Below are 25,340 nucleotides of genomic sequence, written 5' to 3' on the forward strand. Positions count from 1 at the left end.
CGGCCTCTTCGCGGGCAAGCCCGCTCCCACAGGGAGAGTGTGTTTAGCGGTTCAGCAGTTGCAAGCGCTCACGCACCGCCGCTTCAATCCCGGCCTCGTCCAGCCCACACTCGGCCAGCATCTGCGCAGGCTTGGCGTGTTCGACGTAGAAGTCAGGCAAGCCCAGGTGCAGCACCGACTTGAGGATGTTCTCTCGGGCGAGGAATTCGCTGACCGCGCCGCCGGCACCGCCCATGATCGCGTTTTCTTCGACGGTCACCAGCAGCTCGTGGCTGCCGGCGATGTCGCGCACCAGCGCTTCATCCAGCGGTTTGACGAAACGCATGTCGACCACCGTCGCGTCCAGTGTCTCGGCGACTTTCAGCGCCTCGGCCAATTGCACGCCGAACACCAGCAAGGCGACTTTGCTGCCCTGGCGACGCACGATGCCTTTGCCGATTTCGATCGGTTGCAGGTCTTTCTCGATAGTCGCATTCGGACCCGCACCGCGCGGATAACGCACCGCTGCCGGGCCGTTGTAGAGGTGACCGGTGGTGAGCATTTTGCGCAGTTCGTTTTCGTCGCTCGGGGTCATCACCAGCATGCCGGGGATGCAGCGCAGGAACGACAGGTCGAAGCTGCCCGCGTGAGTCGGGCCGTCTTCGCCCACCAGGCCGGCGCGGTCGATGGCGAACAGCACGTCGAGGTTTTGCACCGCGACGTCATGAATCAGTTGGTCGTAGCCGCGTTGCAGGAACGTCGAATAAATCGCCACCACCGGTTTTGCGCCTTCGCAGGCCATGCCGGCGGCGAGGGTCACAGCGTGTTGCTCGGCAATCGCCACGTCGAAGTAGCGCAGCGGGAAACGCTCGCTGAACGCCACCAGGTCGGAGCCTTCCTTCATCGCCGGGGTGATACCCACCAGACGCGGATCGGACGCGGCCATGTCGCACAGCCATTCGCCGAACACACCGGAATACTTCGGTCCGCTGGCCTTTTTCGGGGCGGCGGCCGGTGCGTCCAGCGGTTCGAGCTTGGTGATCGCGTGGTAGCCGATCGGATCGACTTCCGCCGGGGCGAAGCCTTTGCCTTTCTTGGTGACGACGTGCAGGAACTGCGGGCCTTTGAGGTCGCGCATGTTGCGCAACGTCGCGATCAGGGTCGGCAGGTCGTGGCCGTCGATCGGGCCGATGTAGTTCCAGCCCAGCTCTTCGAACAGCGTGCCGGGAACCAGCATGCCTTTTGCGTATTCTTCAGTGCGGCGGGCGATTTCCCAGGCGCCGGGCAGGCGCGACAAGACCTTTTTGCTGCCCTCGCGCATGCTGGCGTAAGTGCGGCTGGAAAGGATCTTCGCCAGGTAATTCGACAGGCCGCCGACGTTGCGCGAGATCGACATGTCGTTGTCGTTGAGGATCACCAGCATGTTGGCGTTCACTTCCGGCGCGTGATTCAGCGCTTCGAAGGCCATGCCGGCGGTCAACGCGCCGTCGCCGATCACGGCAATGGCCTTACGATCACTGTTTTGCAGGCGGGCGGCAATGGCCATGCCCAGCGCAGCGCTGATCGAGGTGCTGGAGTGGCCGACGCCAAAGGTGTCGTACTCGCTCTCGGAACGACGCGGGAAGGCGGCGACGCCGTCCTTCTGGCGCAGGGTGCCCATGCGCTCGCGACGGCCGGTGAGGATTTTGTGCGGATAAGCCTGATGACCCACGTCCCACACCAGCCGGTCGTCCGGGGTGTCGAAGACGTAATGCAACGCGATGGTCAGCTCGATGACGCCCAGGCCGGCACCGAAATGCCCGCCGGTCTGACCGACCGTGTAGAGCAATTCCAGGCGCAACTCATCGGCCAGGGTTTCCAGCTCGGCTTCGCCTAACCGGCGCAGGCCGTCCGGCGTGTTGGCACGGTCGAGCAGGGGCGTGGTCGGGCGCTTGCGGGGAATCTCATGAAACGTCGTGGGCATCAGGCGAATCGTTATAGGTATAAAAGATGCGGCAGTTTACCTGATGCATCGCCCCCTGCCCACGCGTTGCTTTTAACTTGGCCGATACGCTGTCAGCTACGCCGGTCGACGATGTAGCGGGCCAGGTCGCGCAAGGGCTCGGCGGCCGCGTCAAACGGTCGCAGCGCATGCAGGGCCTGATCGCGCAGTTCCAGGGCGTAAGCCTTGGCCGCGTCGAGGCCGAGCAGGGCCGGGTAGGTAGGTTTGTCGCGAGCGATGTCGGCACCCTGGCGTTTGCCGAGGGTTTCGGTATCGCTTTCAACGTCGAGAATGTCGTCCTGCACCTGAAACGCCAGGCCGATGGCCTGTGCATAAGTCTGCAAGGCTTTCAGTTCGTCCTTCTCCGCGCGGCCGCTGGCCAGGGCGCCGAGTTTGACGCTGACTTCAATCAGCGCGCCGGTCTTGTGCCGGTGCATGTACTCAAGGGCTTTTTGATCGAGCTTGAGGCCGACCGAACCGAGGTCGATGGCTTGACCGCCGACCATGCCCGCCGGGCCCGCCGCGACGGCCAGGGCGCTGACCATCTGCAGGCGGATCTCGGCGTCCGCTCCGTTCAGGCGCGGGTCGAGCAGGGCGCTGAACGCCAGGCTCTGCAAACCGTCGCCAGCGAGGATGGCGCAGGCTTCATCGAATTTCTTGTGCGTGGTCGGCTGGCCGCGACGCAGATCGTCGTCATCCATGGCCGGCAAATCGTCGTGTACCAGGGAATACGCGTGAATCAGCTCCACTGCACAGGCCGCGCCGTTGGCGTGTTCAGCCTTGCCGCCCAGCGCTTCGCACGCCGCGTAAGCCAGCAGCGGACGTACGCGCTTGCCGCCATTCATCACGCTGTAGCGCATGGCTTCATAGAGGCGGGCGAGCTCGGGGCTGGGTGCGTTGAACAGGGTTTCCAGGGCCGCGTTGACACGGGCCTGGCTGGTCGCCGAATACGCTGCAATCATTCTGGCTGATCCGCGTCGAAGGGTTCCTCGGCCAACTCGCCATCACGCTCGAGCAGCACTTGAACCTTTTGCTCGGCCTGGGCCAGCGCCGCCTGGCAATCGCGGGTCAGACCGATGCCTTGCTCGAAAGCCGTCAGCGAGTCTTCCAGCGACAGTTCGCCGTTCTCCAGACGCTCTACCAGCGTTTGCAGGTCAGCGAGAGATTGTTCGAAATCCAGTGCAGCTTTTTTGCGGGCCATGGCGGCTATTTCCGGTTGTCGTTAAACCGGCGCGACACTAGCAGACATGGGGGTTATGGGCAAATGAGCGGGGACGTCTGGAGCCGTAATTCCGGGGCAGCAGCAAACATTGTGGCGAGGGAGCTTGCTCCCGCTGGGGCGCGAAGCGGCCCCTTACACAGACACTGCGTTTCGTCAGGCATACCGCATCAGCGATTTACGACTGCTTCGCAGCCGAGCGGGAGCAGGCCCCCTCACCACAGGTGTGTGTTGAAGCAGTTATAGCGTTGAGTCATCTGGATAGCGGACTTGATACCGTGTACTACGCCCACCGCCGGGCAGGCGTTGCAGGCAACCCTTCTCCAGCAACTCCGCCAAATGACGGGTCGCGGTGGCTTTCGATACTTTTGCCACCGCTTGATATTGAGCCGCGCTGATCCCGTCCACGAAGCCTCGCTCCCCACCGTCCAGCAAGCGATTCAGTACCTTGATCTGCTCGGCTGACAGTTTTGCCTCCCGGTGCGCCTGCCAGAAGCGCGCCTTGCCCAGTACCGCTTCGATCCGTGTCATGGCCTGCTGCATGCTGCGCAGCAGGATTTGCAGAAACCATTGCAGCCACTCGGTGATATCCGTGGTGCTTTTCTGGCTGGTTTCCAGCACTCGGTAATACCCGGAGCGATCCTCAAGGATGCTCGCCGACATTGCATAGAAGCGGATGGCCTGTGCCTCTCCCTGAGCCAGCGCCAGATCGGTGATGGTTCGCGTGAGGCGACCATTGCCGTCGTCAAAAGGGTGCAGGGTGACGAACCAGAAGTGCGCGATGCCGGCCCGCAGCAATGGGTCGAGCCCGTCCTGCTTCTGGCTGGCTGCAAACCAGGCAAGAAATGTATCGAGCTGCTGTTCAAGCCCAAGGCGTGGCGGTGCTTCGAAGTGAATGGTCGGTTTGTCCAGCCGCCCGGACACCACCTGCATCGGTTCATCGCCACGCAACTCGCCGACATGGATCGAGCGGGCGCCGAAATTCATGTCCTGATCTGGAAACAGCCATGTATGCCATTCCAGCAATCGCGGCAGAGTCAGCGGTTGTGCAAAGCGTTGCGTGACGTCGAGCATCAACTGCGCCAGCCCTTCGCTGCGTTGGCTGACTTTATCGCCATCGACGACCTCCAGACCCAGGCGCCGCGCCAGCGATGAGCGGACCGAGCCCACATTGAGCTGCTCACCCTCGATGGCTGAAGACGTCACGATGTTTTGTAAGAGTGCATCCAGTTCGCTCTGCGCGCTGAGTGAGCTATCCACGGAACTGGCCATGCCCATTAACCGGCCTTGCGCCTGTACGCACTCACGCAATAGCGGCGTCAGGCGTTCGGATTGCCAGGTGAAATTCGGCCAGTCGGGCTGTTGCCAAATCCAGTGAGGTGCCATGACCACGGGTAACTCCAGAGTGAATGAGCCGAATAATAGCCTTATTCGGCTCATCTTGTGAGCCGAATAAGGTCGCTATTCGGCTCACACCGCCACTTCTTCGTGATGCCGACAGCAAATCAAGAGGTATCCGATTGTTAAAAAACTGCCGAATCGCTAACCTTCGCGCCTTCTACGACCCAATAGTCACGGGTCTTTCTGACGAAACGCAGTATTTGGATCTGTAACGCGCCGAGGATCGGGCGCAAGGTTTCGTTATGCATGGCAGGAGGCGTCACATGCGTTCACTTCTTTTGCTGTTGATGGGGCTGGTCTGCGCGAGCGCTGCCTGGGCCGAGCCGACGGCTGAGCTGTCGGAACCGGTCGGCGGCTGGCGCTATAACGGCCTGCTCGATCGCAGCGAAAACCCGCAAGTCGCCTACCCCACGCCGCCCATCGACCGCGGTGTGCAGCGCAATCGCACGATGATCGAAGGCCAGCTCAAGGCCATCGGCACGCAACGCGGGCCGCACACCCTCGCGGTCAACGGTAATCCACTGAATCTGTACACCGACGACGAAGGGCGTTTCGCCCGGCCGTACGCGTTTGGCGCCGGCTCCAACAGCGTCGAAGTGCGCAGTGCCGAAGGCAAGTCGCTCAAGCGCGTTCAATTCTATGAAGCCAACGACCTGCGCACGCCGGCACGGATTCGCGTGGTGCTCGGTTGGGACGACCCGAAAGCCGAGCTCGACCTGCACATCATCACCCCCGACGGCCAGCATGCGTTTTTCGCCCACACGGCGTTGACCAATGGTGGCGGCCTCGACCCGGACGGCGTCGATGGCCCCGGCCCGGAAATGTTCACCATGACCGCGCCGCTGCATGGCACCTATCTGGTTTACGTGAACTATTGGGGCAACTTCGGCAGCGAAGGCTATAACTTCGATGAGACCAGCAACCAGAACGAGGTCATCACCTCGCAAATCAACCTGGTGCTCAACGAAAACACCGTCGACGAAAAACGCGAGACCTTCATCGTGCCCCTGCGGGCCATCGGTGACCTGCTGCTGGTCAAGACTTTCAACTATTAAGCATCCCGCACCACGGATGAATTGGGCGTTGTGAACATGAGCGATAACACTGTATCTCCGGCTGCCGAAAAACCGGCCGCCAAAACTCCTCGCCGCTGGCCGGCGCTGCTGGTCGGCCTGGCCCTGGTGGCCGGCGTCGCGGGCGGGTTGGGGTGGTTCATGCACAAACCCAAGGCGCCACCGGCGCAATTGGCCAGCGACAAACTGGGCATGAGCCGGCCGGACGGTCTGCTCGAAACCCATTCCTTGAGCCAATTGCCCAAGGACCTGCTGGCGGTGCCGTTCCTCAAGGAAACCCTGACCGAAGATTTCGTCTTCTATTACGAAGCGCACGTCGATCGCCTCGGCTTGATCGGCAGTCTGCGGCGGATCATCTACGAACATGACCTGAAATTGCAGGACAGCCTGATCGAGCAACTTTTCGATCAACCCGCCGACGTGGCGCTGTGGCGTGGGGCGGATGGCCGGCTCAAGGATTTCCTGTTGGTGATGGATCGCGGTGGTTTGGCCAAGGTGCTGGAACCGCTGGCCAAAGTGGCGTTGGACGATTCGCAGTTGACCCAACTCAGTGTTGTGAAAGTCGGTGCCGACGACGTGGCGCTGTATCAGCTGACCTACAACAACAGCAAGGCGTTGGTGTTCGCCTCCCATGGCGACAAACTGGTGGTGCTGTCCAATCCCGCCAAACTCTACGACCCGAGCAGCGGCCCGAGCGATGAACGCGGCAGTGTCTCGACCACGGCCATCGCCGCATTGCTCAACGGCGACAAACTGTTTCCTGAAGCCTTCGGCCTGCCACCGCGCGCGCCGGAAGTGAAACAACGCCTGTCGGTCAATTCCAGCGTGTTGGCCATGGGTTACCAGCGCTTCATCCCGAATTTCGCCGGGCTGCGCTTTGACATGGACGACAAGGGCTGGCACAGCTTTCTCGCCATGGATGAGCTGGACGATCAGCCGGACTTCGATTTCAAACCGATCTGGCAAGCCATGCCGATGGGCGCCAGTGCTTGCGTGGCCTTGCCGCTGGCGGCTGAACAGCAGAAGCCGTTACTGGTGAAACTCGGCGCCGAAGAGCCGGTGGCCCAGGCGTTGACCGAACACATGGCCGGCGCGGCGGGCCTGTGCTGGTACGCCGATTCGCGTCTGTACACACCGTTGCTGGTGGCCAGCCTGAACGACAAGGACAGCGCGAAACTCGATGGCGACCTCGGCAGCTTGTTCGGATCGATGGTCGGCGCCTATGAGCCCAATGTCGAAGAACACGCGTTCCCGGTGATCGAGAAACAGGATGGCCCGACTCACCAATGGCAGCGTCAGGTCAGCTCCAACTTCGGCCCTTACAAAGCCAAGGACGCTGAAGATCCGGACGCGATCTCCGGCAAGGCCTTCATGAAAGTCAGCCTGGCCCGTCACGGCTCGACGTTGCTGTTTTCCCTTGACGACAAACTCGTGGACAAGGCCCTCGGCACCCTCGACAAGCGCTTCCCGCCGATGGCCGACGTGGTGCCGAAAGACCTGCTGATGCCGGTCTATTTCGGCCCGGATGCGATGGCGCAACTGATGCAACAGGAAACCCTCGACAGCCTGCCGCAGGACATGGAGCCGGTGTTTTACAACGCCGCGCAAACCTACCTGATCCCGAAACTGCGCAAGCTCGGCGGTTATGGCAAATACGCCCTGACCTTGCCCGAAGGCAGCGAACCCGACGGGCATTGGCAATGGCTGCCGCTGGAATGGAAAGCCCTGTGACCGCACTCATCCGCAGCCTCGGCCTGCTGGCGATGTTGCTGGGCAGTCGCGCCTTTGCCACTGAGGCAGCGCCGCTGGATCCGCAGCAGTCCCAGGTGTTTCGCGCCTGGTTCGTGCGCATCGCCCAGGAGCAACTGACCCAAGGCCCGAGCCCGCGCTGGTATCAGCAGGACTGCGCCGGTCTGGTGCGGTTCGCCGCCAACGAAGCGTTGAAAGTCCATGACGATAAGTGGCTGCGCAGCAACGGCCTGTCCAATCGCTACCTGCCGCCGGAACTGCCATTGAGCGAGGCACAACGCGGTCTCGCCCAGCAGTGGCAACAGGGCGGCGGCAAGGTCGGGCCGTACGTCAACGCGATCAAACTGATTCAGTTCAACAGCCATCTGGTGAGTCGAGACGTGGCGCAAGCCCGGCCCGGCGACCTGATGTTTTTCGATCAGGGCGACGACCAGCACCTGATGATCTGGATGGGCCGTTACATCGCCTATCACACCGGCACCACCACCCCCACTGACAACGGCATGCGATCCGCGAGCCTGCAGCAACTCATGACATGGAAGGACACCCGATGGATACCCGACGCAGCCAACCCCAACTTCATCGGCGTCTATCGACTGAATTTTCTCTCCCAATGATCGGTGCCCGCATGGTGCGTTTTCTGCCTCTGCTGTTGGTTTTGCTGCTGCCGTTTTCGGCGGTCAACGCCGAAGACACCGTCGAGCCGAGCGGCTACACGCCGGTGGCCGGTGAAAGCTTTTTCCTGCTGGCCGACAGCAGTTTCGCCAGCGACGAACAGGCGATGGTGCGCCTCGAAGCGCCGGGCCGTGACTATCGTCGCTTCCGCATGGAGCCTTACGGCGGCGCCGACATTCGCGTGTACCGCATCGACAAGCCGCTGGATTTCCTCAAGCGCCAGAAGAACCTGCACCGCGTGGTCAGCGATGGCCAGTTCAAGGGCGAAGGCCTGTCGAATACCCTCGCGTACCTGTGGGACAACTGGTACCGCAAATCCCGTCGCGTGATGCAGCGGGCGTTTTCCTACGAGTCCCGTCAACAAGTCACCGAGGAAGTGCCGGAACTGAAGATGGGCACCGCGATTGCTGCGCCAACGCCTTACGACGCTCAGCCGCAATTCGCCCTGATCCCGGGCCTGCCGGTGGTCAGTCAATTCCGCTATCCGCTGTGGCAAGCCAAACCGATCCAGCCGCCTGAGGGTGTGAATCTGGCTGGCTCTTCCAGCGAGTTTGTCAGCGTCGCGCCGGGTAACGTCTACATCCCGTTGGGCAACCTGAAACCGGGTCTGTACCTGGTGGAAGCGCTGATCGGTAAATACCGCGCAACGACCATGGTGTTTGTCTCGAACACCGTGGCCGTGAGCAAGATCGCCGGTGATGAACTGGTGGTCTGGGCGGCGCGCAAACACGAAGGCAGTTCGGTGCCGAAAGTGAATGTGTTGTGGACCGATGGCCTCGGCGTGATGAGCAGCGGTGCCACCGATAGCGATGGTTTGCTGCGTCTGAAACACGTCAGCCCGGAGCGTTCGTTCGTGATCGGCGAGGACGAAGAGGGCGGGGTGTTTGTCTCCGAAAACTTCTACTACGACAGCGAAATCTACGACACCAAACTTTACGCCTTCACCGACCGGCCGCTGTACCGGCCGGGGGATTGGGTGTCGCTGAAAATCGTCGGGCGCGAGTTCAAGAATGCCCGGGATTCCGTCGCGCCGACTGCGGCCGACGTTAACGTGACCGTGCTCGATGCCACCGGCACGGCGCTGCAATCGCTTGCGCTGAAACTGGATTCCAAGGCCGGCACCCAAGGCCGATTCCAGTTGCCGGACAATGCGGTAGCGGGCGGTTATGAACTGCGTTTCAGCTACAAGGATCAGGCCTACAGCAGCGCCTTCCGTGTGGCCGAATACATCAAGCCGCACTTCGAAATTTCGCTGAACCTGGCCAAGCAGGATTACCGCACCGGCGAACCGGTGAAGGGCAGTCTGGTGCTGCTGTACCCGGACGGCAAACCGGTGGCCAATGCCAAGTTGAGCCTGAGCCTGCGCGCCCAGCAACTGTCGATGGTCGACAACGAACTGCAATACCTCGGGCAATTCCCGGTGGAACTCACCAGCACCGAACTGACCACCGACGCCAAGGGCAATGCGACCCTCGACCTGCCGGCCGCCGAGAAACCGAGCCGCTACATGCTCACCGTCTTCGCCAGCGATGGCGCGGCGTATCGGGTCAAGACCACCAAGGAAATCCTCATCGACCGTGGCGCGGCGAGTTTCAGCCTGAGTGCGCCGCAGCGGTTCAGTGCAGTGGGCGACAAGGTTGCGTTCAGCTACGTCAATGAAGGCGCCTTTGAGCAGAGCAAAACCGTGACGCCGAGCAGCTACAGCTGGGTGCGTCTGGAAGATCAGACCACTGGCGACGGCAAACTGACCGCCAAAGATAAAGGCTTCACCGTGGCCTTCGAGCGTCCGGGTACTTACAACCTGACGTTGAAGGACGACCATGGTCGCGTGGTCGGTGCGACCGGTCATTCGGTCACTGGCGATGGCGTCAAAGCCGTGCCGGGCACCGTGGAAATCGTCCTCGATAAACCCGAGTACAAGGCCGGTGATGAAGCCCTGGCGCTGATCACTTTCCCGGAGCCGATCAGCGATGCATTGCTGTCGCTTGAGCGTGACAAGGTCGAGGCCACCGCGCTGCTGTCCAAGGGCGGCGACTGGCTGAAGATGGAGAAACTCAGCGACACCCAATACCGCGCGCGCATCCCGGTGAAGGACAATTTCGCGCCGAACCTGACCTTCTCCGTGCTCTACACCAAGGGTGGTCAATACAGCTTCCAGAACGCCGGGATCAAGGTTGTTGCGCCGCAAATCGACGTGGCCATTGCCACCGATAAAGAGGCGTATCAACCGGGCGAGACCGTGTCGGTCGACCTGACCACGCAGTTCGCCGGCAAGCCGATTCCGGCGCACCTGACCGTCAGCGTGGTCGACGAAATGGTCTATGCGCTGCAACCGGAAGTCGCGCCGAGCATCGACCAGTTCTTCTACCACCCACGGCGCAACAACGTGCGCACCAGCGCCAGCCTGTCGTTCATCAGCTACGACGTGGCGCTGCCGGGCAGTCCTGGCGCGCCGGGCAAAGCCAACCGCAGCGAACGCGGAGTGAAAGTGCTGGAGCGGCCGCGTCGTGAAGACGTCGACACCGCCGCGTGGCAACCGGAACTGGTGACTGATGCCAACGGCAAAACCCGCTTCACCTTCAAGATGCCGGACTCGCTGACCCGCTGGCGCATCACCGCCCGGGCCATCGCCGATGACGGGCAGGTCGGGCAGAAGAAGCAGTTCGTGCGGTCGGAAAAACCGCTGTACTTGAAGTGGAGCGGCCCGACCAAATTCCGCAGCGGCGACAAGCCGAGTCTCGGGGTGTTCGCCTTCAGTCAGGCCGAGAAACCGGTCAAGGCGGAGCTGGTGATTCATGTCGGCGGCGCCGATCAGCGTGTGCCAGTGACCCTGAACAACGGCATCAACTACATCGCGTTGCCTGAGTTCTCGTTGGCCAGTGGCGAGTGGACCGCCGAACTGGTGCAGGACGGCAAAACCGCTGACGCGCTGGCCGTGCGCCTGACTGCCACCGGCGAAGGTTGGCAGGTCACGCAAAGCCAAAGTCTGGACGTGGCCAGTGGTGATACGCCGCTGAGCTTGCCGGCAGATGCGACGGATATCCGCCTGCGTCTGGATGACAGTCCGCAAGCGCTGTTCCGTTCGGCACTGGATGATCTGCTGAGCTATCCGTACGGCGGCGTCGAGCAGACCGCCAGTCGTTTGCTGCCGCTGAGCATCGCCTATCCGACGCTGGCCTCGAACCCGCAAATCCGCGATCGCTTGCGCCTGATCATGCAAAACAGCCGTCTGCGCCTGGTGCAAATGGCCGGGCCGTCCGCGAGCTTCACTTGGTGGGGCATGGAGGGCGAGCCGGATGCCTTCCTTACGGCTTACGCCTATTACGCCGACTGGAACGCCAGCAAAGTGCTGGAGCTGAGCTTGCCGCCGGAGCATTGGCAGCGGGTGCTGGAGGTGTATTCGAAACAGGCCCAGAACACGCCGCTGTTGCAGCGTGCGCTGATCCTGTCGTTCGCCAAACAGATGCAGTTGCCAGTGAATACTTTGCTCAGCGGCTTGATGGACGACCTGGCGAAAGCAGGCGAGGGTAATGCCGCGAACCTGATGGAGGATGGCGAAGACAGCATCGTCATGAGCGATCCGGATTCGGCGCTCGGTCTGGCCGCTGCCCGCGTGTTGACCGCATCGCTGGCGCGTCAGTCCAAGGTGGCGTTGCCGGAGGCTTTCACTCGTCAACTGGCGGATGCGCAACAGCGTCTGGCGGTCAGCTCGCAGCCGTTCGCCGAAGCGCTGAACCTGTCGCTGCAACCCTTCGATCAGGCCCACGCTCAAGCCTTGCTGCAACGCTTGCTCCCACAGCAATCGACGCTGGAACGCGCTTTGGCGCTGACCTGGTTGCAGCGCAGCATCGAACAAGCTTCGCCAACCATCGCGCTGGCGCCGGGTGAAGGCTGGAAGAAACAGTACGGCGATACCGGTGAGATGTACTGGACGTGGCAGGGTTCTCCGTCGGTGCCAGCGGTGTTGTCACTGGCCGGGACGCAAGAGCGGCCATTGCGCGCCGCGCTGAGCTTCCAGACCCGGCAACCGGCGGTTGATCCGATGGCCGTGACCATCACCCGTCGCCTGTCGCGTCTGGTGCCGGGTGACGAAGCCTTCACCTTCAAACTGGAGGCGGTCGGCACCCAGCCGTTGTCCAGCGACAGCCTGTATCTGGACGAAGTGATCATCACCAGCAAAGCCGCGAAACCGCTGCGCTACGGCATGCTCGAAGTGCCGCTGCCACCGGGCGCGGATGTCGAGCGCACGACGTGGGGCATCAAGCTGATGGGCAAGGCTGGCACGGAACCGACGGCGTTGGAGAAGGCGCGTTTTGAGCCGGGTCAGATGGCATATGCGATTCCGGTGGATGCCTTGAGCGGTGAATTGCGTTTGCGTCATCTGGTGCGCTTCTCGCAGAAGGGCCAGTTCAACCTGCCGCCGGTACGTTTCACGCAGGTTTATGCGCCACAACATCAAGCGCAGGAACAGAAGCCGGCCCTCGGTCAGGTCACGGTCAACTGACATGACCCGGCCTCTGGTCTGGTGGCTGCTGTGTTTGATTCCTGCGCTGGCAACAGCGCAGGACGAACCGCTGCGGCTGGGCTTCAAGGGTGAACTGATTTCGTTGAACCGGACTCAGGTGATTTCACGCGAGCCGTTGCCTGCTGACTTGCAGGCGCCAATGGGCAGTTTGTGGAAGTTGTTTGTGTACGGTTGGCTGGTGGATACCGGCGCCCGTGAACCTGCGTATGAATGTCGCGGGCAGTCGAAAGACGAAGTTTATTGCTGCACCGCTGGCGGCAAGATCGAGCGTGATCAGGCCTTGGTGAAATCGTGCGGTTTGTATTTTGAGCCGGCACGTTTGGGCATCACTGCCGCTGACTGGCGCTCGTATTGGCAAGCGCGACAGGCGCCGGAGTGGTTGCTGGATTTGCCGTCGTTAAAACCTTCCACGCGAGTGTCCGTCGCTGAGTTGCTCAAGGTGTTGGCCGTGATGCCGGCGCAGGATCAGGCGCGGCGGGTGTTGCTGGACGTGGTGCTCAATGCCGCGGACGGCAATGTGGTGGGTGAACTCGGTGGCCGGTTGCGGGTGAAAACCTGGAGCTGGTTGGGGGATCAGGATCCGTCATCGCGGCAGGGCGGTTTTGCCGGTTGGACGGCGGATGGCACGCCGATCTGGGCGGGTGGGCGTGGGACCAGTCAGATGGTGCTGCGTCATTACGCTGAGGCATTGGCCACAGTGCTGCCGGTTGATTGGCCAGCGGATTCAGGGCGTTGTGTCGAAGTCGGACTGTTTTCTCGCTATCCGATTGAGCGGGTTCTGGCGGGGGAACGTGTTGTTTCTTCCGGGCCATTGCAGGGCGACTATCGTGTCGAATTCAGCAACGGCAACCAACTCGATATCCACAGCGACGGTGAACTCTTCTTGCTCAAGGACCAACTCGTCGCCCGCCTGGACCGCGAAGAATACGTCGCCCGCGTCCTCCAGCGCGAAGCCAAACCCGAACCCGCCGAAGCTGCCAAAGCCCTGGCCATCGCCATCCGCACCTACCTGCTGCAAAACGCCACGCGCCACGGTGATTGCCTGAGCATCGACGACAGCAGCAGCCGCCAACGCGTCGCCCCACGCCCGGCCACGCTCGAGTCACGCAACATCTCCGCCTGGACCAGCGACCTCGTACTGGCCGGCAGCACCGTCACCTATCACTCCGACCAACCCGGCCCGGACAAACTCTCCTGGCAGCAAGCCGTCGAACAAGCCAATGCCGGCCAGCGCTACGACGCCATCCTGCTGCACGCCTACCCGCGCGCCAGCCTCAGCCGCTGGGACAACCCCGTCGCCTCCTGCGAAGCGCTGCCCGCCGCGCAAGACTGGTTGCAAACCCAGCGCCGCGGCTGGCGTGCGCGGCTGGAAGGCGAGGTCGGCTACAACGAAGTCAGCACCTTCGCCGTCTGCCGCCTGGCCTTCGGTCGCCCCTATGTCGACCGCGAACGCCAACGCATCTACGTGCGCGGCGTGCTGTCGCTGCAAGACCGCCTCGACCTGACCCACGAATACCTGCACCTGGCCTTCGAAGCACACCCCAACGGCCAGGATGAAACCTACATCGAAGGGCTCGCCCGCCACCTCTTGCTGGAATAGGCCATGAAACTCCGTTATCCACAGGTCTTCCTGTTCCTTTGTACTTTTTGCGCGATGCCGACGATTTTCGCCGCAGACGCCGCCGTCAAACTCGACACCCCCGTCGGAGGTTGGCGCACAGGTGCGGTTGAAGGCGAAGGCGAAAACTTCCGCCAGACCGTCAACTATCCCGCTTCATCGGTGAACACCCCGGCAGGGCAGGCCAACACCGCGCGCATCAGCGGCCAGATCAAATCCACGCCCAAGTCGACGGAGCCGGGTCGCTTGATCGTCAACGGCGTGAGCATGCCGCTGAAGATCGATCCGGCAGGCCGTTTTGATCGCCCGTTCTCGTTTCCCAATGGCAGCAACAGCGTCGAAGTACGCAGCCCTGATGGACAACAGCGGCATCGCACGCAGTTCCTCAATGCCAGTGGTGGTGCCACGCCGGCCAAGTTGCGGGTGTTGTTGTCGTGGGACAGTGACGGCACGGACCTGGACCTGCATTTGATTACGCCGGATGGGGCGCATATCTGGTACGGCGATCGGGTTGCGCCCAATGGTGCGGCGCTGGATGTTGACGTGACGACCGGGTATGGGCCGGAGATCTTTGCCATGCCGGCGCCGATCAAAGGGCAGTATCTGGTGTATGTGAATTACTTTGGCGGTGGGTATAGCAGCGATGAGGAAGGGCAGGAGGATGCGGTTCAGCCGCTGACGACTGCACAGGTGACGGTGATTACGGAGGAGGGGACGCCGAGCGAGAAGATGGAGACGTTTCTGGTGCCGATGCGGGCGGTGGGGGAGTTGACGTTGGTTAAGTCGTTTAGTTATCCGTGATGTTGTATGACGGTTCCTCAAACCGCAGGCATTAAAAAGCCGGCTTGTGGCCGGCTTCTCGGGGACTGGCTTGGTTCATTTTTGGTAAACCGCGCCAGCCTTCAAAACGTACACCCGGATCTTGCGTCCGGCTGTGGGACTCGGCGAGAAAATCATCTGCCTTGTCGGTGCGATCTGAGCCGCGGGGCGGGTCGATCGCAAATGTGGGGCGCAGCATACTGATTTTTTGGGGAAATTCCCAGCGTGGTGTGTGGTGTAGAGCCATTGGGCATTGGGTTCAGTCACCCGTCCGGGTTTGTAGGGTGAATGTTCTGCCGCCATCGCGAGCAGGCTCGCTCCCACATTTGATCGCATTCTCATGTGGGAGCGGCGGTGTGTGTTTACAGGAACGGCACCGCCGGTCGCCGTTTGTTGAGCGTCGACCACCAGAACACCCACCCCAACACCCTGATGTTCTGCTTATCAATCTGCTCAGCACTGAAAATCTCATCCGGATGCTCGGTTTTGTTGTAACTACGCAACCGCAGCGCATTCCCGGGCATCCGATGCAGGTATTTGATGCGCAGCATCCCGTCATGGTCGATCGCGTAAATCTCCCCATCAATCACTTTGGTCAGCCCACGGTCGATGGCGAGGGTGGAGCCGTCCTCAATCCTCGCGCCCATGCTATTACCGAGCATGTGAATGCCGATCGCATCGGCATGGTTGATTTCCAGGGAGTCGAGGTGGCTTTTGGGGAGGCGGATGAATTGGCCAGTGTCTTCCACGATGTGGGTTCTGTGAGACCCCGGGGCGATGGGGGTTTCTTTGTAGAGGGGCAGTTCGACGTCGGTCGGCTCGATGACCGTGTAGATGCCACGAATCGCCTGGGCGTCGAAGGTGTTGCCGGACTCGTCGAGCAGGCGCAGGTGTTTGGCGTCTTCCGGGCCTTCGCCGGTTTTGAGCCAGTGGCTGTTGACCGAGAGTAATCTGGAGACCTCTTCCATGCGGTAAGCGGGCACACCGCGGGTGTACCAGTTGTGGATGTTTTGAGCTTCCGTGTCGAAAAAAGCGGCAAATCCTGTGGTCGTGATCTTGGCTTTTTCGAGCAATGCTTTGAACCGTGGGCCGCTAGTGTTCTTTTTCATAAACACGAGTCTACGGGCGCAGGGCGGGGCTTTGAATAAACGAACCGTTCAAATTTCGAGGGAAATTTACGACCGGATGTAAGACGTATTTGGAACAAATTAAACAGAGAAAAACCGCAGTGGCGAAAAGATAAACGCGCTGTTTAAAACCCTTTATGAGCGCCCACAAAAAACCCCGGATCAACCGGGGTTTTTTCAAGTCGTCAGTGGCGCAAGGCCATTGGCGTCTTAGCCTTTGTAGGCAGCAACCGATTTGGTGATCGCTTCGCGGGCGGCATCAGCGCCGGCCCAGCCTTCAATCTTGACCCATTTGCCTTTTTCGAGATCTTTGTAGTTCGCGAAGAAGTGCTCGATCTGCTGGATCAGCAGTGGAGGCAGGTCGGTGTATTCCTTCACATCGACGTACAGCTGGGACAGCTTGTCGTGTGGGACTGCGATGACTTTGGCATCGCCGCCGCCGTCGTCGGTCATGTTCAGGATGCCGACTGGACGAGCGCGGATGACCGAACCTGGAGCAACCGGGTAAGGGGTCACGACCAGCACGTCGAGGGGATCACCGTCGTCAGCCAGGGTGTTCGGGATGTAACCGTAGTTGGCCGGGTAGAACATCGGGGTGGCCATGAAACGGTCAACGAACAGGCAATCGCTGTCTTTGTCGATTTCGTATTTGATCGGCGCGTGGTTGGCCGGGATCTCGATCGCGACGTAGATGTCGTTCGGCAGGTCTTTGCCAGCCGGAATCTTGCTGTAGCTCATTGGGCGGTGCCCCCGTTAGTTGACCAAAAACACTTGGCCGGATTGACCAAAAAGTGGCGGCGATTATAGGCATATTCCGCCGATGACGCCATGTACCAGAAGTCGTGTAGACCTTAGTCGCGTGCCTGATAGACCGGGTCTTCGGCCAGAAGTTGCCGCAACCGGGCCAGCGGGTCCTGTCGGTAAAACAACTTCAGCTGTTCATACACCTTGGGATAAGCCTCGTGCAGCAAATCCGGGGCGCTGAAGAAGTATTCGCTGGTGACGGCGAAAAACTCGGCAGGGTTTTCTGCGGCGTAGGGATCGATCGCGGTTTCGGCGTCCGGATTGCGTTCCAACTGCCGGTCGAGATCGTCGTAGGCCTCTTGCATCACCTTGGCCCAGTCGCTGACCCGCATGTCCGGGTGCAACGGCGGCAGGCCGTTGGCGACGCCGTTGAGCATGTCGAGTTTGTGCGCGAGCTCGTGGATGACCAGGTTGTAGCCTTCCCAGCCACCACTGGCCATCACGCCCGGCCAGGCGAGGATGATCGGGCCATGCTGCCACGCCTCGCCACTGTGCTCGCCATCCCACTCGTGTTCGACACCGCTGGCATCGCGATGGCGCTGGGGGCTGAGGAAGTCGTCGGGGTAGAGGATGATTTCGTGGAAACCCTGATACCAGTTCAAATCGCCCAGGTTCAGCAGCGGTAATTGCGCTTGCGCGGCCAGCAGCAGGCGTTGCTCCTGGTGCAGTTCGACGCCGGGCAGGGCGGTCAGGTGTTTGTCTTCGAGGAACAGCACGCTGGCTTCGCGCAACCACTGGTCTTCAGCGGCGCTGATGCCATCGAGGAAGCTCAGGTGATGGCGCACCCGCTGCCACATGTCGTCGGCAATCGGGTGCTTGGCCAAGGTGCGCTGGCGACGCCAGGCACTAAGCGACCACATCGCCATTCAGCGCGATTGGGCTTTGGACGCGGCGTTGCCGAGGCGGCTGCGGACCATGCCAATGATCATCGGCACCAGTGACAGCAGGATGATGCCGACCACCAGCAACGACAGGTTTTGCTTGATGAACGGTACGTTGCCGAAGAAGTAACCAAGGGTCACCAGGCCGCCGACCCAAAGAATCGTGCCGATAACGCTGAAGAAAAAGAACCGCGGGTAAGGCATCTTGCCGACGCCGGCGACGAACGGTGCAAAGGTGCGGATGATCGGCAGGAAACGCGCCAGGGTCACGGTTTTGCCGCCGTGCTTGTCATAGAAATCGTGGGTTTGTTGCAGGTAGTCGCGGCGGAAGATTTTCGAGTCCGGGTTACTGAACAGTTTTTCGCCGGCCGTTCGACCAATCAGGTAGTTGGTGCTGTCGCCGAGAATCGCCGCGAGCATCAGCAGGCCGCCCAGCAATACCGGATCCATGCCGCCACCGGCCGCAACGGCACCGGCAATGAACAACAGCGAGTCGCCGGGCAGAAATGGCATCACCACCAGACCGGTTTCACAGAAAATCACCAGAAACAGGATGGCGTAAATCCAGGTCCCATAGTTGGTCACTAGCATGTCGAGGTAAACGTCGAGATGCAGAACAATGTCGATCGGGTTGAAATCCATGGGGGCACCTGTGGTGACGGCCCGACTCAGCAGGCCTGTGCGGATGACTTCGCATAAGACTACACGCAGGTGTAGTTTTTCTTACAAGTCGGAAAGATCGGGATTATACGGACTGAAAAGTGAAAAGAGCGTTCAGTTTGTAGCGGGGGATGTCGCAGTAGACCGATGGTGATGCAGGGCTTTTGCAGGAGTGAGCCTGCTCGCGATAGCCTCGCCTCGGTGAATCAGTCAAACCGAGGTGCAGCTATCGCGAGCAGGCTCGCTCCCACAGTAGATCGGGGGCTCAGAGCCCGTCGCTGATCGGCAACACGTAGTTCTTGAACTCGGTGTCTTCCTTGAACCCGATGGATTCATAGGTTTTACGCGCGACTTCGTTGTTGCTGCTGGTGGAAACGCGCATGCGCACGGCGTTGGTTTCCTTGGCCATTTTCTTCGCGGTACGGATCAGGTTGTCGGCCACCAATTGGCGGCGGGCGTCTTCGGCGACATAAATGTCGTTGAGAATCCATACACGTTTCAGCGAAAGAGACGAAAAGCTCGGGTACAACTGACAAAAACCCATCAGTTTGTTGCTGTCGTCATCGGACAACGCCAGATAAATCACCGATTCCTTGCGGCGCAGGCGTTTTTCGAGGAACGCTCGGGACGAGTCCGGGTACGGCAGGGATCCATAAAATTCACGATATTTGACGAACATTGGCGCCAATTGGTCCAGGTGTTCGAGGGTCGCTTGAACAATCCGCATGGTAGGTCTCGTCTTCAAGTGGCTGTCTTACGTGCGTTGACGGCGATGGGAAACCCGTGGCGGCCGTTCGTCGATCCTGCCTGAAACCTATTCGCAAACGCAATGCGGAATCGGTTCAGGCATCTGTCTGTCCCAACAGGAAGTTTCGTTTCATGTCCGTACCGGCGTCCGATTCCAGTGTCTGAAGCTGCGCTTCGTCCTTGAGATTGACCCCTGACAGCTGTCTACGACAGGCCTCGCGCATCAAATACAGTAAACGGTGCGCGGCCATGCCGTAACTCAGGCCTTCGAGCCGAACGTTGGAGATGCAATTGCGATAAGCATCCGTCAGACCAATCTTTGGATTGTAGGTGAAATATAAACCCAGACTATCAGGGGAGCTGAGTCCGGGGCGTTCTCCGATCAGGATGACCGTCATCTTCGCCCCCATCAGTTCACCGATCTCGTCGGCCACCGCGACGCGGCCCTGTTCCACCAGCATCACCGGTGCCACGGACCAGCCTTCGGCCTGCACCTGTTCTTCCAGACGAGCCAGAAACGGCAGGGTGTGACGATGCACGGCCAGTGCCGACAGTCCGTCGGCCACCACAATCACCAGATCGACACCGCCGGGATTGGCCGCCGAATAGGTGCGCAGGGTCTGCGCGGATTTGTCGCTCAACTTGCGTCCCAGATCGGGGCGTTGCAAATAGCTGTCCCGGTTCGTGGCGGCGCTGTGCAGCAACAGACTGTCGCGCCCGATCTCGGTCAGTTGAGCGCTGAGCCCCGCCGAGTCGAACGGCAAATGCACCGCATCCCGCGCCTGCGCATGGGCGTACTGGAAATCCAGCTGGGCGTTGGTCGGCATGCTGGTGCCCGTGCGCCCCAAGGCAATGCGCGCCGGTGTCAGGCGCCGCAACTCCAGCAACGGGTTCTGTGGATCAACGGGTGGTTTTTCCATGAAAGCACTCATCCCAATTGCGCCATCGCCTGGCGGAAGGCCGGGGGCAGGCTGTCGCCGAAGTGAATTTTGCCGTCCGCCTGGGTAAAGATGCCCATTTTCGTCAGCCATTGCTCGAATTCCGGCGCGGGTTTCAGGCCCAGCGTCTGGCGGGCGTAGAGGGCGTCGTGGAACGAGGTGGTCTGGTAGTTGAGCATGATGTCGTCGGAACCGGGGATGCCCATGATGAAGTTGATCCCGGCGACGCCCAGCAAGGTCAGCAGGGTGTCCATGTCGTCCTGGTCGGCTTCGGCGTGGTTGGTGTAGCAGATGTCGCAGCCCATCGGCACACCCAGCAACTTGCCGCAGAAGTGGTCTTCGAGGCCGGCGCGAATGATCTGTTTACCGTTGTAGAGGTATTCCGGGCCGATGAAGCCGACCACCGTGTTCACCAAAAACGGCTTGAAATGACGCGCCACGGCGTAGGCGCGGGTTTCGCAGGTTTGCTGATCGATCCCGTGGTGGGCGTTGGCGGACAGCGCGCTGCCCTGACCGGTTTCGAAATACATCAGGTTCTGCCCGAGTGTGCCGCGATTCAGGCTCAAACCGGCGTCATAGCCTTCCTTCAATACATTCAGGTTGATGCCGAAACTGGCGTTGGCCGCTTCGGTGCCGGCAATCGACTGGAACACCAGGTCCAGCGGCACCCCGCGATTGATCGCTTCGATCGACGTGGTGACGTGGGTCAGCACGCAGGCCTGGGTCGGGATTTCGTAGCGCTGGATGATCGCGTCGAGCATTTCCAGCATGGCACAGATCGAGGCGATGCTGTCGGTGGCCGGGTTGATGCCGATCATCGCATCGCCGTTTCCGTACAGCAGGCCGTCGAGGATGCTCGCCGCGATACCGGCGGGTTCGTCGGTGGGGTGATTGGGTTGCAGGCGGGTGGATAGGCGCCCGCGCAGGCCCATGGTGCCGCGAAATTTCGTGACCACGCGGATTTTCTGCGCCACCAGCACCAGGTCCTGGACGCGCATGATCTTCGACACGGCAGCGACCATTTCCGGCGTCAGGCCGGGGGCGAGCGCGCGCAGGCTCTGTTCATCGGCGGCATCGCTGAGCAGCCAGTCGCGGAACCCGCCGACGGTGAGGTGGCTGACCACGGCAAACGCGTGGGTGTCGTGAGTGTCGATGATCAACCGGGTGACTTCATCGGCCTCATAAGGAATCAGTACTTCCTGCAGGAAGTGGCTCAGCGGGATGTCGGCCAGGGCCATTTGCGCAGCCACACGCTCGCCATCGTTGAGCGCGGCGACGCCCGCCAGGAAATCCCCGGAGCGCGCCGGACTGGCCTTGGCCATGACGTCCTTGAGGCTCTCGAAGCGGTAGGTCTGAGCGCCGACGGAGTGGGCAAATGCGGCCATGGGATGATTCCTCCTGATGTGTACAAGTCTCAATAACGCTGAGCTTCCCTGTGGGAGCGGGCTTGCTCGCGAAAGCGGTGTGTCATCCAGCGCATATGGCGGATGTGACGCCGCTTTCGCGAGCAAGCCCGCTCCCACATTAGATCTCTGCGCACTTCTATATGGCAGGCGCCAGGCTGCAAGCCCGGCGCCGGTGCAACTTAAATACCTTCGAGCATCGCATCGGCCGGCGCGTCGGCGCGTTGCTTGGCGGTCAGCTGGAAATACAGGTAACCGGCGGCCATGAAACCGAGGAACACACAGCCGATCAGCGTGTTGAACCAGGCCATCGCCACCAGGCACACCACCGCCAGGAACAGTGCGATCCCCGGAACAATCGGATAGCCCGGTGCACGGAAGGTGCGCTCCAGGTTCGGTTCGGTTTTACGCAGTTTGAACAGGCTCAGCATACTGATGATGTACATCACGATGGCACCGAATACCGACATGGTGATCATCGCCGCCGTCAGGGTCATGCCTTGCAGGTTGACCAGGCCGTCGCTGTAAATCGCCGCGATGCCGATCACTCCGCCAGCCAGAATGGCACGGTGCGGGGTCTGGAAACGCGAGAGTTTGGCCAGGCCACTCGGCAGGTAACCGGCCCGCGCCAGTGCGAAGAACTGGCGCGAGTAGCCGAGGATGATCCCGTGAAAGCTCGCCACCAGGCCAAACAGGCCGATCCAGACCAGCATGTGCATCCAGCTCGAATTGTTGCCGACTACGGCTTTCATCGCTTGGGGCAGCGGGTCGTTGATGTTGGACAGTTGGCGCCAGTCGCCGACGCCGCCGGCCATCACCATCACGCCGATGGCCAGGAACACCAGGGTCAGAATGCCGCTGACGTAGGCCTTGGGAATCGTGCGTTTCGGGTCCTTGGCTTCTTCTGCGGCCATCGCCGCACCTTCGATCGCCAGAAAAAACCAGATCGCGAAGGGAATGGCGGCAAAAATCCCGGGGATGGAAGCGATGGTGAATTCGTTGGAGCCCGACCAGCCGTTGAGCACGAAGTTACTGAAGCTGAAGCCCGGTGCCACGACGCCCATGAACACCAGCAACTCGGCGACCGCCAACACGGTGACCACCAGTTCGAAGGTGGCCGCGATGCTGACCCCGAGGATATTCAGGCCCATGAACACGAAATACGCGCCAACCGCCGCGATCTTGGGATCAAGTTCCGGGTATTGCACGTTGAGGTAGGCGCCGATGGCCATGGCAATGGCCGGTGGCGCAAACACGAATTCGATCAGGGTGGCGATGCCGGCGATCAATCCGCCTTTCTCGCCAAACGCCCGTCGGCTGTAGGCGAACGGCCCTCCAGCGTGGGGAATCGCGGTCGTCAGTTCGGTGAAGCTGAAAATGAAACAGGTGTACATCGTCGCCACCATCAGGGCGGTGACGAGAAAGCCCAATGTGCCTGCGGTGCCCCAGCCGTAACTCCAGCCGAAATACTCGCCGGAAATCACCAGGCCGACGGCAATACCCCATAGGTGCAGGGTGCCGAGTGTGGGTTTGAGCTGTGTAGAAGAAGTCATAAGTCCTCGCTGTCTTTTTTATTGTTTGATCTTTTGGACTTGCGGTACGACGTTTCAGGCGTGAAGCGGGCACGCAAAGCCCGTGCCAGAGCGGCCAGGGCAATGTTTTTAGGGTGCCTTTGATGAGGCCTTCGCGAGCAGGCTCGCTCCCACAGGGGGGGAACGCGGTGCAAATGTGGGAGCGAGCCTGCTCGCGAAGGCGATAGAAAGGGCGACGCAGGAATACCTGCATCGCCCACGGTTTTTAGAAGAAGCCCAACGGATTAATGTCGTAGCTCACCAGCAGGTTTTTGGTCTGCTGATAGTGATCAAGCATCATCTTGTGGGTTTCACGGCCGACGCCGGACTTTTTGTAACCGCCAAACGCGGCGTGCGCCGGGTACAGGTGGTAGCAGTTGGTCCACACACGACCGGCCTTGATGGCACGGCCCATGCGATAGGCGCGGTTGATGTCGCGGGTCCAGAGGCCGGCGCCGAGGCCGAACTCGGTGTCGTTGGCGATGGCCAGGGCTTCGGCTTCGTCCTTGAAGGTGGTGATGCTCACCACCGGGCCAAAGATTTCTTCCTGGAACACGCGCATTTTGTTGGTGCCCTTGAGCAGGGTCGGCTGGATGTAATACCCGGTCGCCAGGTTGCCCTCGAGTTTTTCAATCTTGCCGCCGGTCAGCAGCTCGGCGCCTTCGCCCTTGGCGATTTCCAGGTACGAAAGGATTTTGTCGAATTGCTGCTCGGACGCCTGGGCGCCGACCATGGTGTCGGTATCGAGTGGGTCGCCACGTTTGATCGACAGGACTTTCTTCATCACGACTTTCATGAAGTCGTCGTAGATCGACTCTTGCACCAGGGCACGGGATGGGCAGGTGCAGACTTCGCCCTGGTTGAAGAACGCCAGCACCAGGCCTTCGGCGGCTTTTTCAATGAAAGTCGGCTCGGCCTGCATGATGTCTTCGAAGAAGATGTTCGGCGACTTGCCACCCAGCTCCACGGTGGACGGAATGATGTTTTCGGCGGCGCATTTCATGATGTGCGAGCCGACCGGGGTCGAGCCGGTGAAAGCGATTTTGGCGATGCGTTTGCTGGTGGCCAGCGCTTCGCCGGCTTCTTTGCCGAAGCCTTGCACGATGTTCAGCACGCCCGGTGGCAGCAGGTCGCCAATCAGCTCGACCAGTACGGTAATGCCCAGCGGGGTCTGCTCGGCAGGCTTGAGCACCACGCAGTTACCGGCGGCCAGGGCCGGGGCGAGTTTCCAGGCGGCCATCAGGATCGGGAAGTTCCACGGGATGATCTGCCCGACCACGCCCAGCGGTTCATGGATGTGATAAGCCACGGTATTGCCGTCGATCTCGGCGGCGCTGCCTTCCTGCGCGCGGATGCAACCGGCGAAGTAGCGGAAGTGGTCAGCCGCCAGCGGGATGTCGGCGTTGAGGGTTTCGCGAACGGCTTTGCCGTTGTCCCAGGATTCGGTGATTGCCAGCAGTTCGAGGTTTTGCTCGATGCGGTCGGCGATTTTCAGCAGCACCAGCGAGCGCGCCTGGGCGGACGTGGCGCCCCAGGCATCGGCGGCGGCGTGGGCAGCGTCCAGGGCCTTGTCGATGTCTTCTGCAGTGGAGCGTGGGAATTCGGCAATCGGTTGGCCATTCACTGGCGAGGTATTGGTGAAGTACTGACCTTTGACAGGCGCGACGAACTCGCCGCCGATGTAGTTACCGTATTTGCTCTTGAACGAAACGATAGCGCCTTCAGTACCGGGGTGAGCGTAACGCATGGTGATGTTCTCCTTGGCTTTGTACTTATTAGAGAAACGCGCAAGTGCGCTTGCTATAAGCGTAGAGCAAAGGTCGGGCCACTGCCTTGCAGGTCAGGCAAATCAAGGCCTTGCGTGATTTTTGTCGGACCGACGGAGGCGCGCTGTGACGCTTTCGGTACAGCTCCCGTGACACTTTGTATCGCTTGTGGCACAGGGTGTGACTGGTGAGTCTTGCCAGCATTGCAATGCGGGCTAGGCTGGAGGATGCTCGGACACGCACTCCCTGTAGCAGCTGCCGAAGGCTGCGTCCGAGAGCGCAGCGCTCGCCTCGTTTTCGGCCATGCATACGGGACACAGGTTTTACGACTGCTTCGCAGCCGGACGCAGCCTTCGGCAGCTGCTACACGGGGGCGAGCCAGACCTTGTGGAGAGAATAATAAG

The 25,340-nt window shown here is 60.8% G+C and carries 19 protein-coding genes; 6 read left to right on the forward strand and 13 right to left on the reverse strand.

The window, feature by feature from the left end; genetic code table 11:
- Positions 1–43: 43 nt before the first annotated feature.
- The 4 genes from dxs to BK660_RS11510 all read right to left on the reverse strand — a co-directional run bounded on the left by dxs (position 44) and on the right by BK660_RS11510 (position 4,565).
- Positions 44–1,942 (reverse strand): 1-deoxy-D-xylulose-5-phosphate synthase, encoded by a 1,899-nt coding sequence (dxs, locus tag BK660_RS11495; RefSeq protein ID WP_123433391.1) that lies wholly within the window; start codon positions 1,940–1,942, stop codon positions 44–46.
- A gap of 92 nt (positions 1,943–2,034) precedes the next feature.
- Positions 2,035–2,922 carry a (2E,6E)-farnesyl diphosphate synthase gene (ispA, locus tag BK660_RS11500; protein ID WP_123433392.1) on the reverse strand — a complete coding sequence of 296 codons (888 nt, stop codon included), beginning with the start codon at positions 2,920–2,922 and terminating at the stop codon, positions 2,035–2,037.
- Positions 2,919–3,161: an exodeoxyribonuclease VII small subunit gene (locus BK660_RS11505; protein WP_007894317.1), complete on the reverse strand. Its 243-nt coding sequence runs from the start codon at positions 3,159–3,161 to the stop codon at positions 2,919–2,921. The genes ispA and BK660_RS11505 overlap by 4 nt, the downstream gene beginning before the upstream one ends.
- 258 nt (positions 3,162–3,419) lie before the next feature.
- Positions 3,420–4,565: a Fic family protein gene (locus BK660_RS11510; protein ID WP_123433393.1), complete on the reverse strand. Its 1,146-nt coding sequence runs from the start codon at positions 4,563–4,565 to the stop codon at positions 3,420–3,422.
- A 278-nt stretch (positions 4,566–4,843) separates the two neighbouring features.
- Here BK660_RS11510 and BK660_RS11515 point away from each other — a divergent pair, with 278 nt between their 5' ends.
- The 6 genes from BK660_RS11515 to BK660_RS11540 are packed head-to-tail and all read left to right on the forward strand — an operon-like array spanning position 4,844 to position 15,021.
- A complete protein-coding gene (locus BK660_RS11515; protein WP_123433394.1) occupies positions 4,844–5,635 on the forward strand; it encodes a YfaP family protein in 792 nt (263 codons plus the stop codon).
- A gap of 36 nt (positions 5,636–5,671) precedes the next feature.
- Complete coding sequence (locus BK660_RS11520) at positions 5,672–7,384, forward strand: DUF2138 domain-containing protein (protein ID WP_123433395.1); 1,713 nt, start codon at positions 5,672–5,674, stop codon at positions 7,382–7,384.
- Entirely contained in the window at positions 7,369–8,019 is a 651-nt protein-coding gene (locus tag BK660_RS11525) for a DUF1175 domain-containing protein (protein ID WP_123433396.1), read from the forward strand. The genes BK660_RS11520 and BK660_RS11525 overlap by 16 nt, the downstream gene beginning before the upstream one ends.
- Positions 8,016–12,581, forward strand: a complete 4,566-nt coding sequence (locus BK660_RS11530; RefSeq protein WP_123433397.1) for an alpha-2-macroglobulin family protein — start codon at positions 8,016–8,018, stop codon at positions 12,579–12,581. The genes BK660_RS11525 and BK660_RS11530 overlap by 4 nt, the downstream gene beginning before the upstream one ends.
- A gap of 1 nt (position 12,582) precedes the next feature.
- The gene (locus BK660_RS11535) at positions 12,583–14,202 is read left to right on the forward strand and encodes a DUF2300 domain-containing protein (RefSeq protein WP_123433398.1); all 1,620 of its coding nucleotides are present in this window, start codon (positions 12,583–12,585) and stop codon (positions 14,200–14,202) included.
- A gap of 3 nt (positions 14,203–14,205) precedes the next feature.
- The gene (locus BK660_RS11540; protein WP_123433399.1) at positions 14,206–15,021 is read left to right on the forward strand and encodes a YfaP family protein; all 816 of its coding nucleotides are present in this window, start codon (positions 14,206–14,208) and stop codon (positions 15,019–15,021) included.
- A gap of 380 nt (positions 15,022–15,401) precedes the next feature.
- On the opposite strand, the gene BK660_RS11550 is transcribed toward BK660_RS11540, so the two are convergent.
- The 9 genes from BK660_RS11550 to exaC all read right to left on the reverse strand — a co-directional run bounded on the left by BK660_RS11550 (position 15,402) and on the right by exaC (position 24,917).
- Entirely contained in the window at positions 15,402–16,148 is a 747-nt protein-coding gene (locus tag BK660_RS11550) for a S24 family peptidase (RefSeq protein WP_123433401.1), read from the reverse strand.
- A gap of 228 nt (positions 16,149–16,376) precedes the next feature.
- Entirely contained in the window at positions 16,377–16,904 is a 528-nt protein-coding gene (gene ppa / locus BK660_RS11555; protein WP_003205933.1) for an inorganic diphosphatase, read from the reverse strand.
- Positions 16,905–17,017: 113 nt separating this feature from the next.
- Positions 17,018–17,830, reverse strand: a complete 813-nt coding sequence (locus BK660_RS11560) for a M90 family metallopeptidase (protein WP_123433566.1) — start codon at positions 17,828–17,830, stop codon at positions 17,018–17,020.
- 6 nt (positions 17,831–17,836) lie between these two features.
- Positions 17,837–18,493, reverse strand: coding sequence for a DedA family protein (locus BK660_RS11565; RefSeq protein ID WP_123433402.1), 657 nt, complete (start codon positions 18,491–18,493; stop codon positions 17,837–17,839).
- A 283-nt stretch (positions 18,494–18,776) separates the two neighbouring features.
- Complete coding sequence (locus tag BK660_RS11570; protein ID WP_123433403.1) at positions 18,777–19,238, reverse strand: GNAT family N-acetyltransferase; 462 nt, start codon at positions 19,236–19,238, stop codon at positions 18,777–18,779.
- A gap of 115 nt (positions 19,239–19,353) precedes the next feature.
- Positions 19,354–20,178: an ethanolamine ammonia-lyase subunit EutC gene (eutC, locus tag BK660_RS11575; protein WP_185045063.1), complete on the reverse strand. Its 825-nt coding sequence runs from the start codon at positions 20,176–20,178 to the stop codon at positions 19,354–19,356.
- 8 nt (positions 20,179–20,186) lie between these two features.
- The gene (locus tag BK660_RS11580; protein WP_123433405.1) at positions 20,187–21,581 is read right to left on the reverse strand and encodes an ethanolamine ammonia-lyase subunit EutB; all 1,395 of its coding nucleotides are present in this window, start codon (positions 21,579–21,581) and stop codon (positions 20,187–20,189) included.
- Between the two features lie 200 nt (positions 21,582–21,781).
- Positions 21,782–23,152 (reverse strand): ethanolamine permease, encoded by a 1,371-nt coding sequence (gene eat / locus BK660_RS11585; protein WP_027924316.1) that lies wholly within the window; start codon positions 23,150–23,152, stop codon positions 21,782–21,784.
- Positions 23,153–23,396: 244 nt separating this feature from the next.
- Positions 23,397–24,917, reverse strand: a complete 1,521-nt coding sequence (exaC, locus tag BK660_RS11590) for an acetaldehyde dehydrogenase ExaC (protein ID WP_123433406.1) — start codon at positions 24,915–24,917, stop codon at positions 23,397–23,399.
- Positions 24,918–25,340: the final 423 nt, after the last annotated feature.

Source organism: Pseudomonas brassicacearum (assembly GCF_003732265.1).
In the GTDB taxonomy this organism is placed as follows: Bacteria; Pseudomonadota; Gammaproteobacteria; order Pseudomonadales; family Pseudomonadaceae; genus Aquipseudomonas; species Aquipseudomonas brassicacearum_D.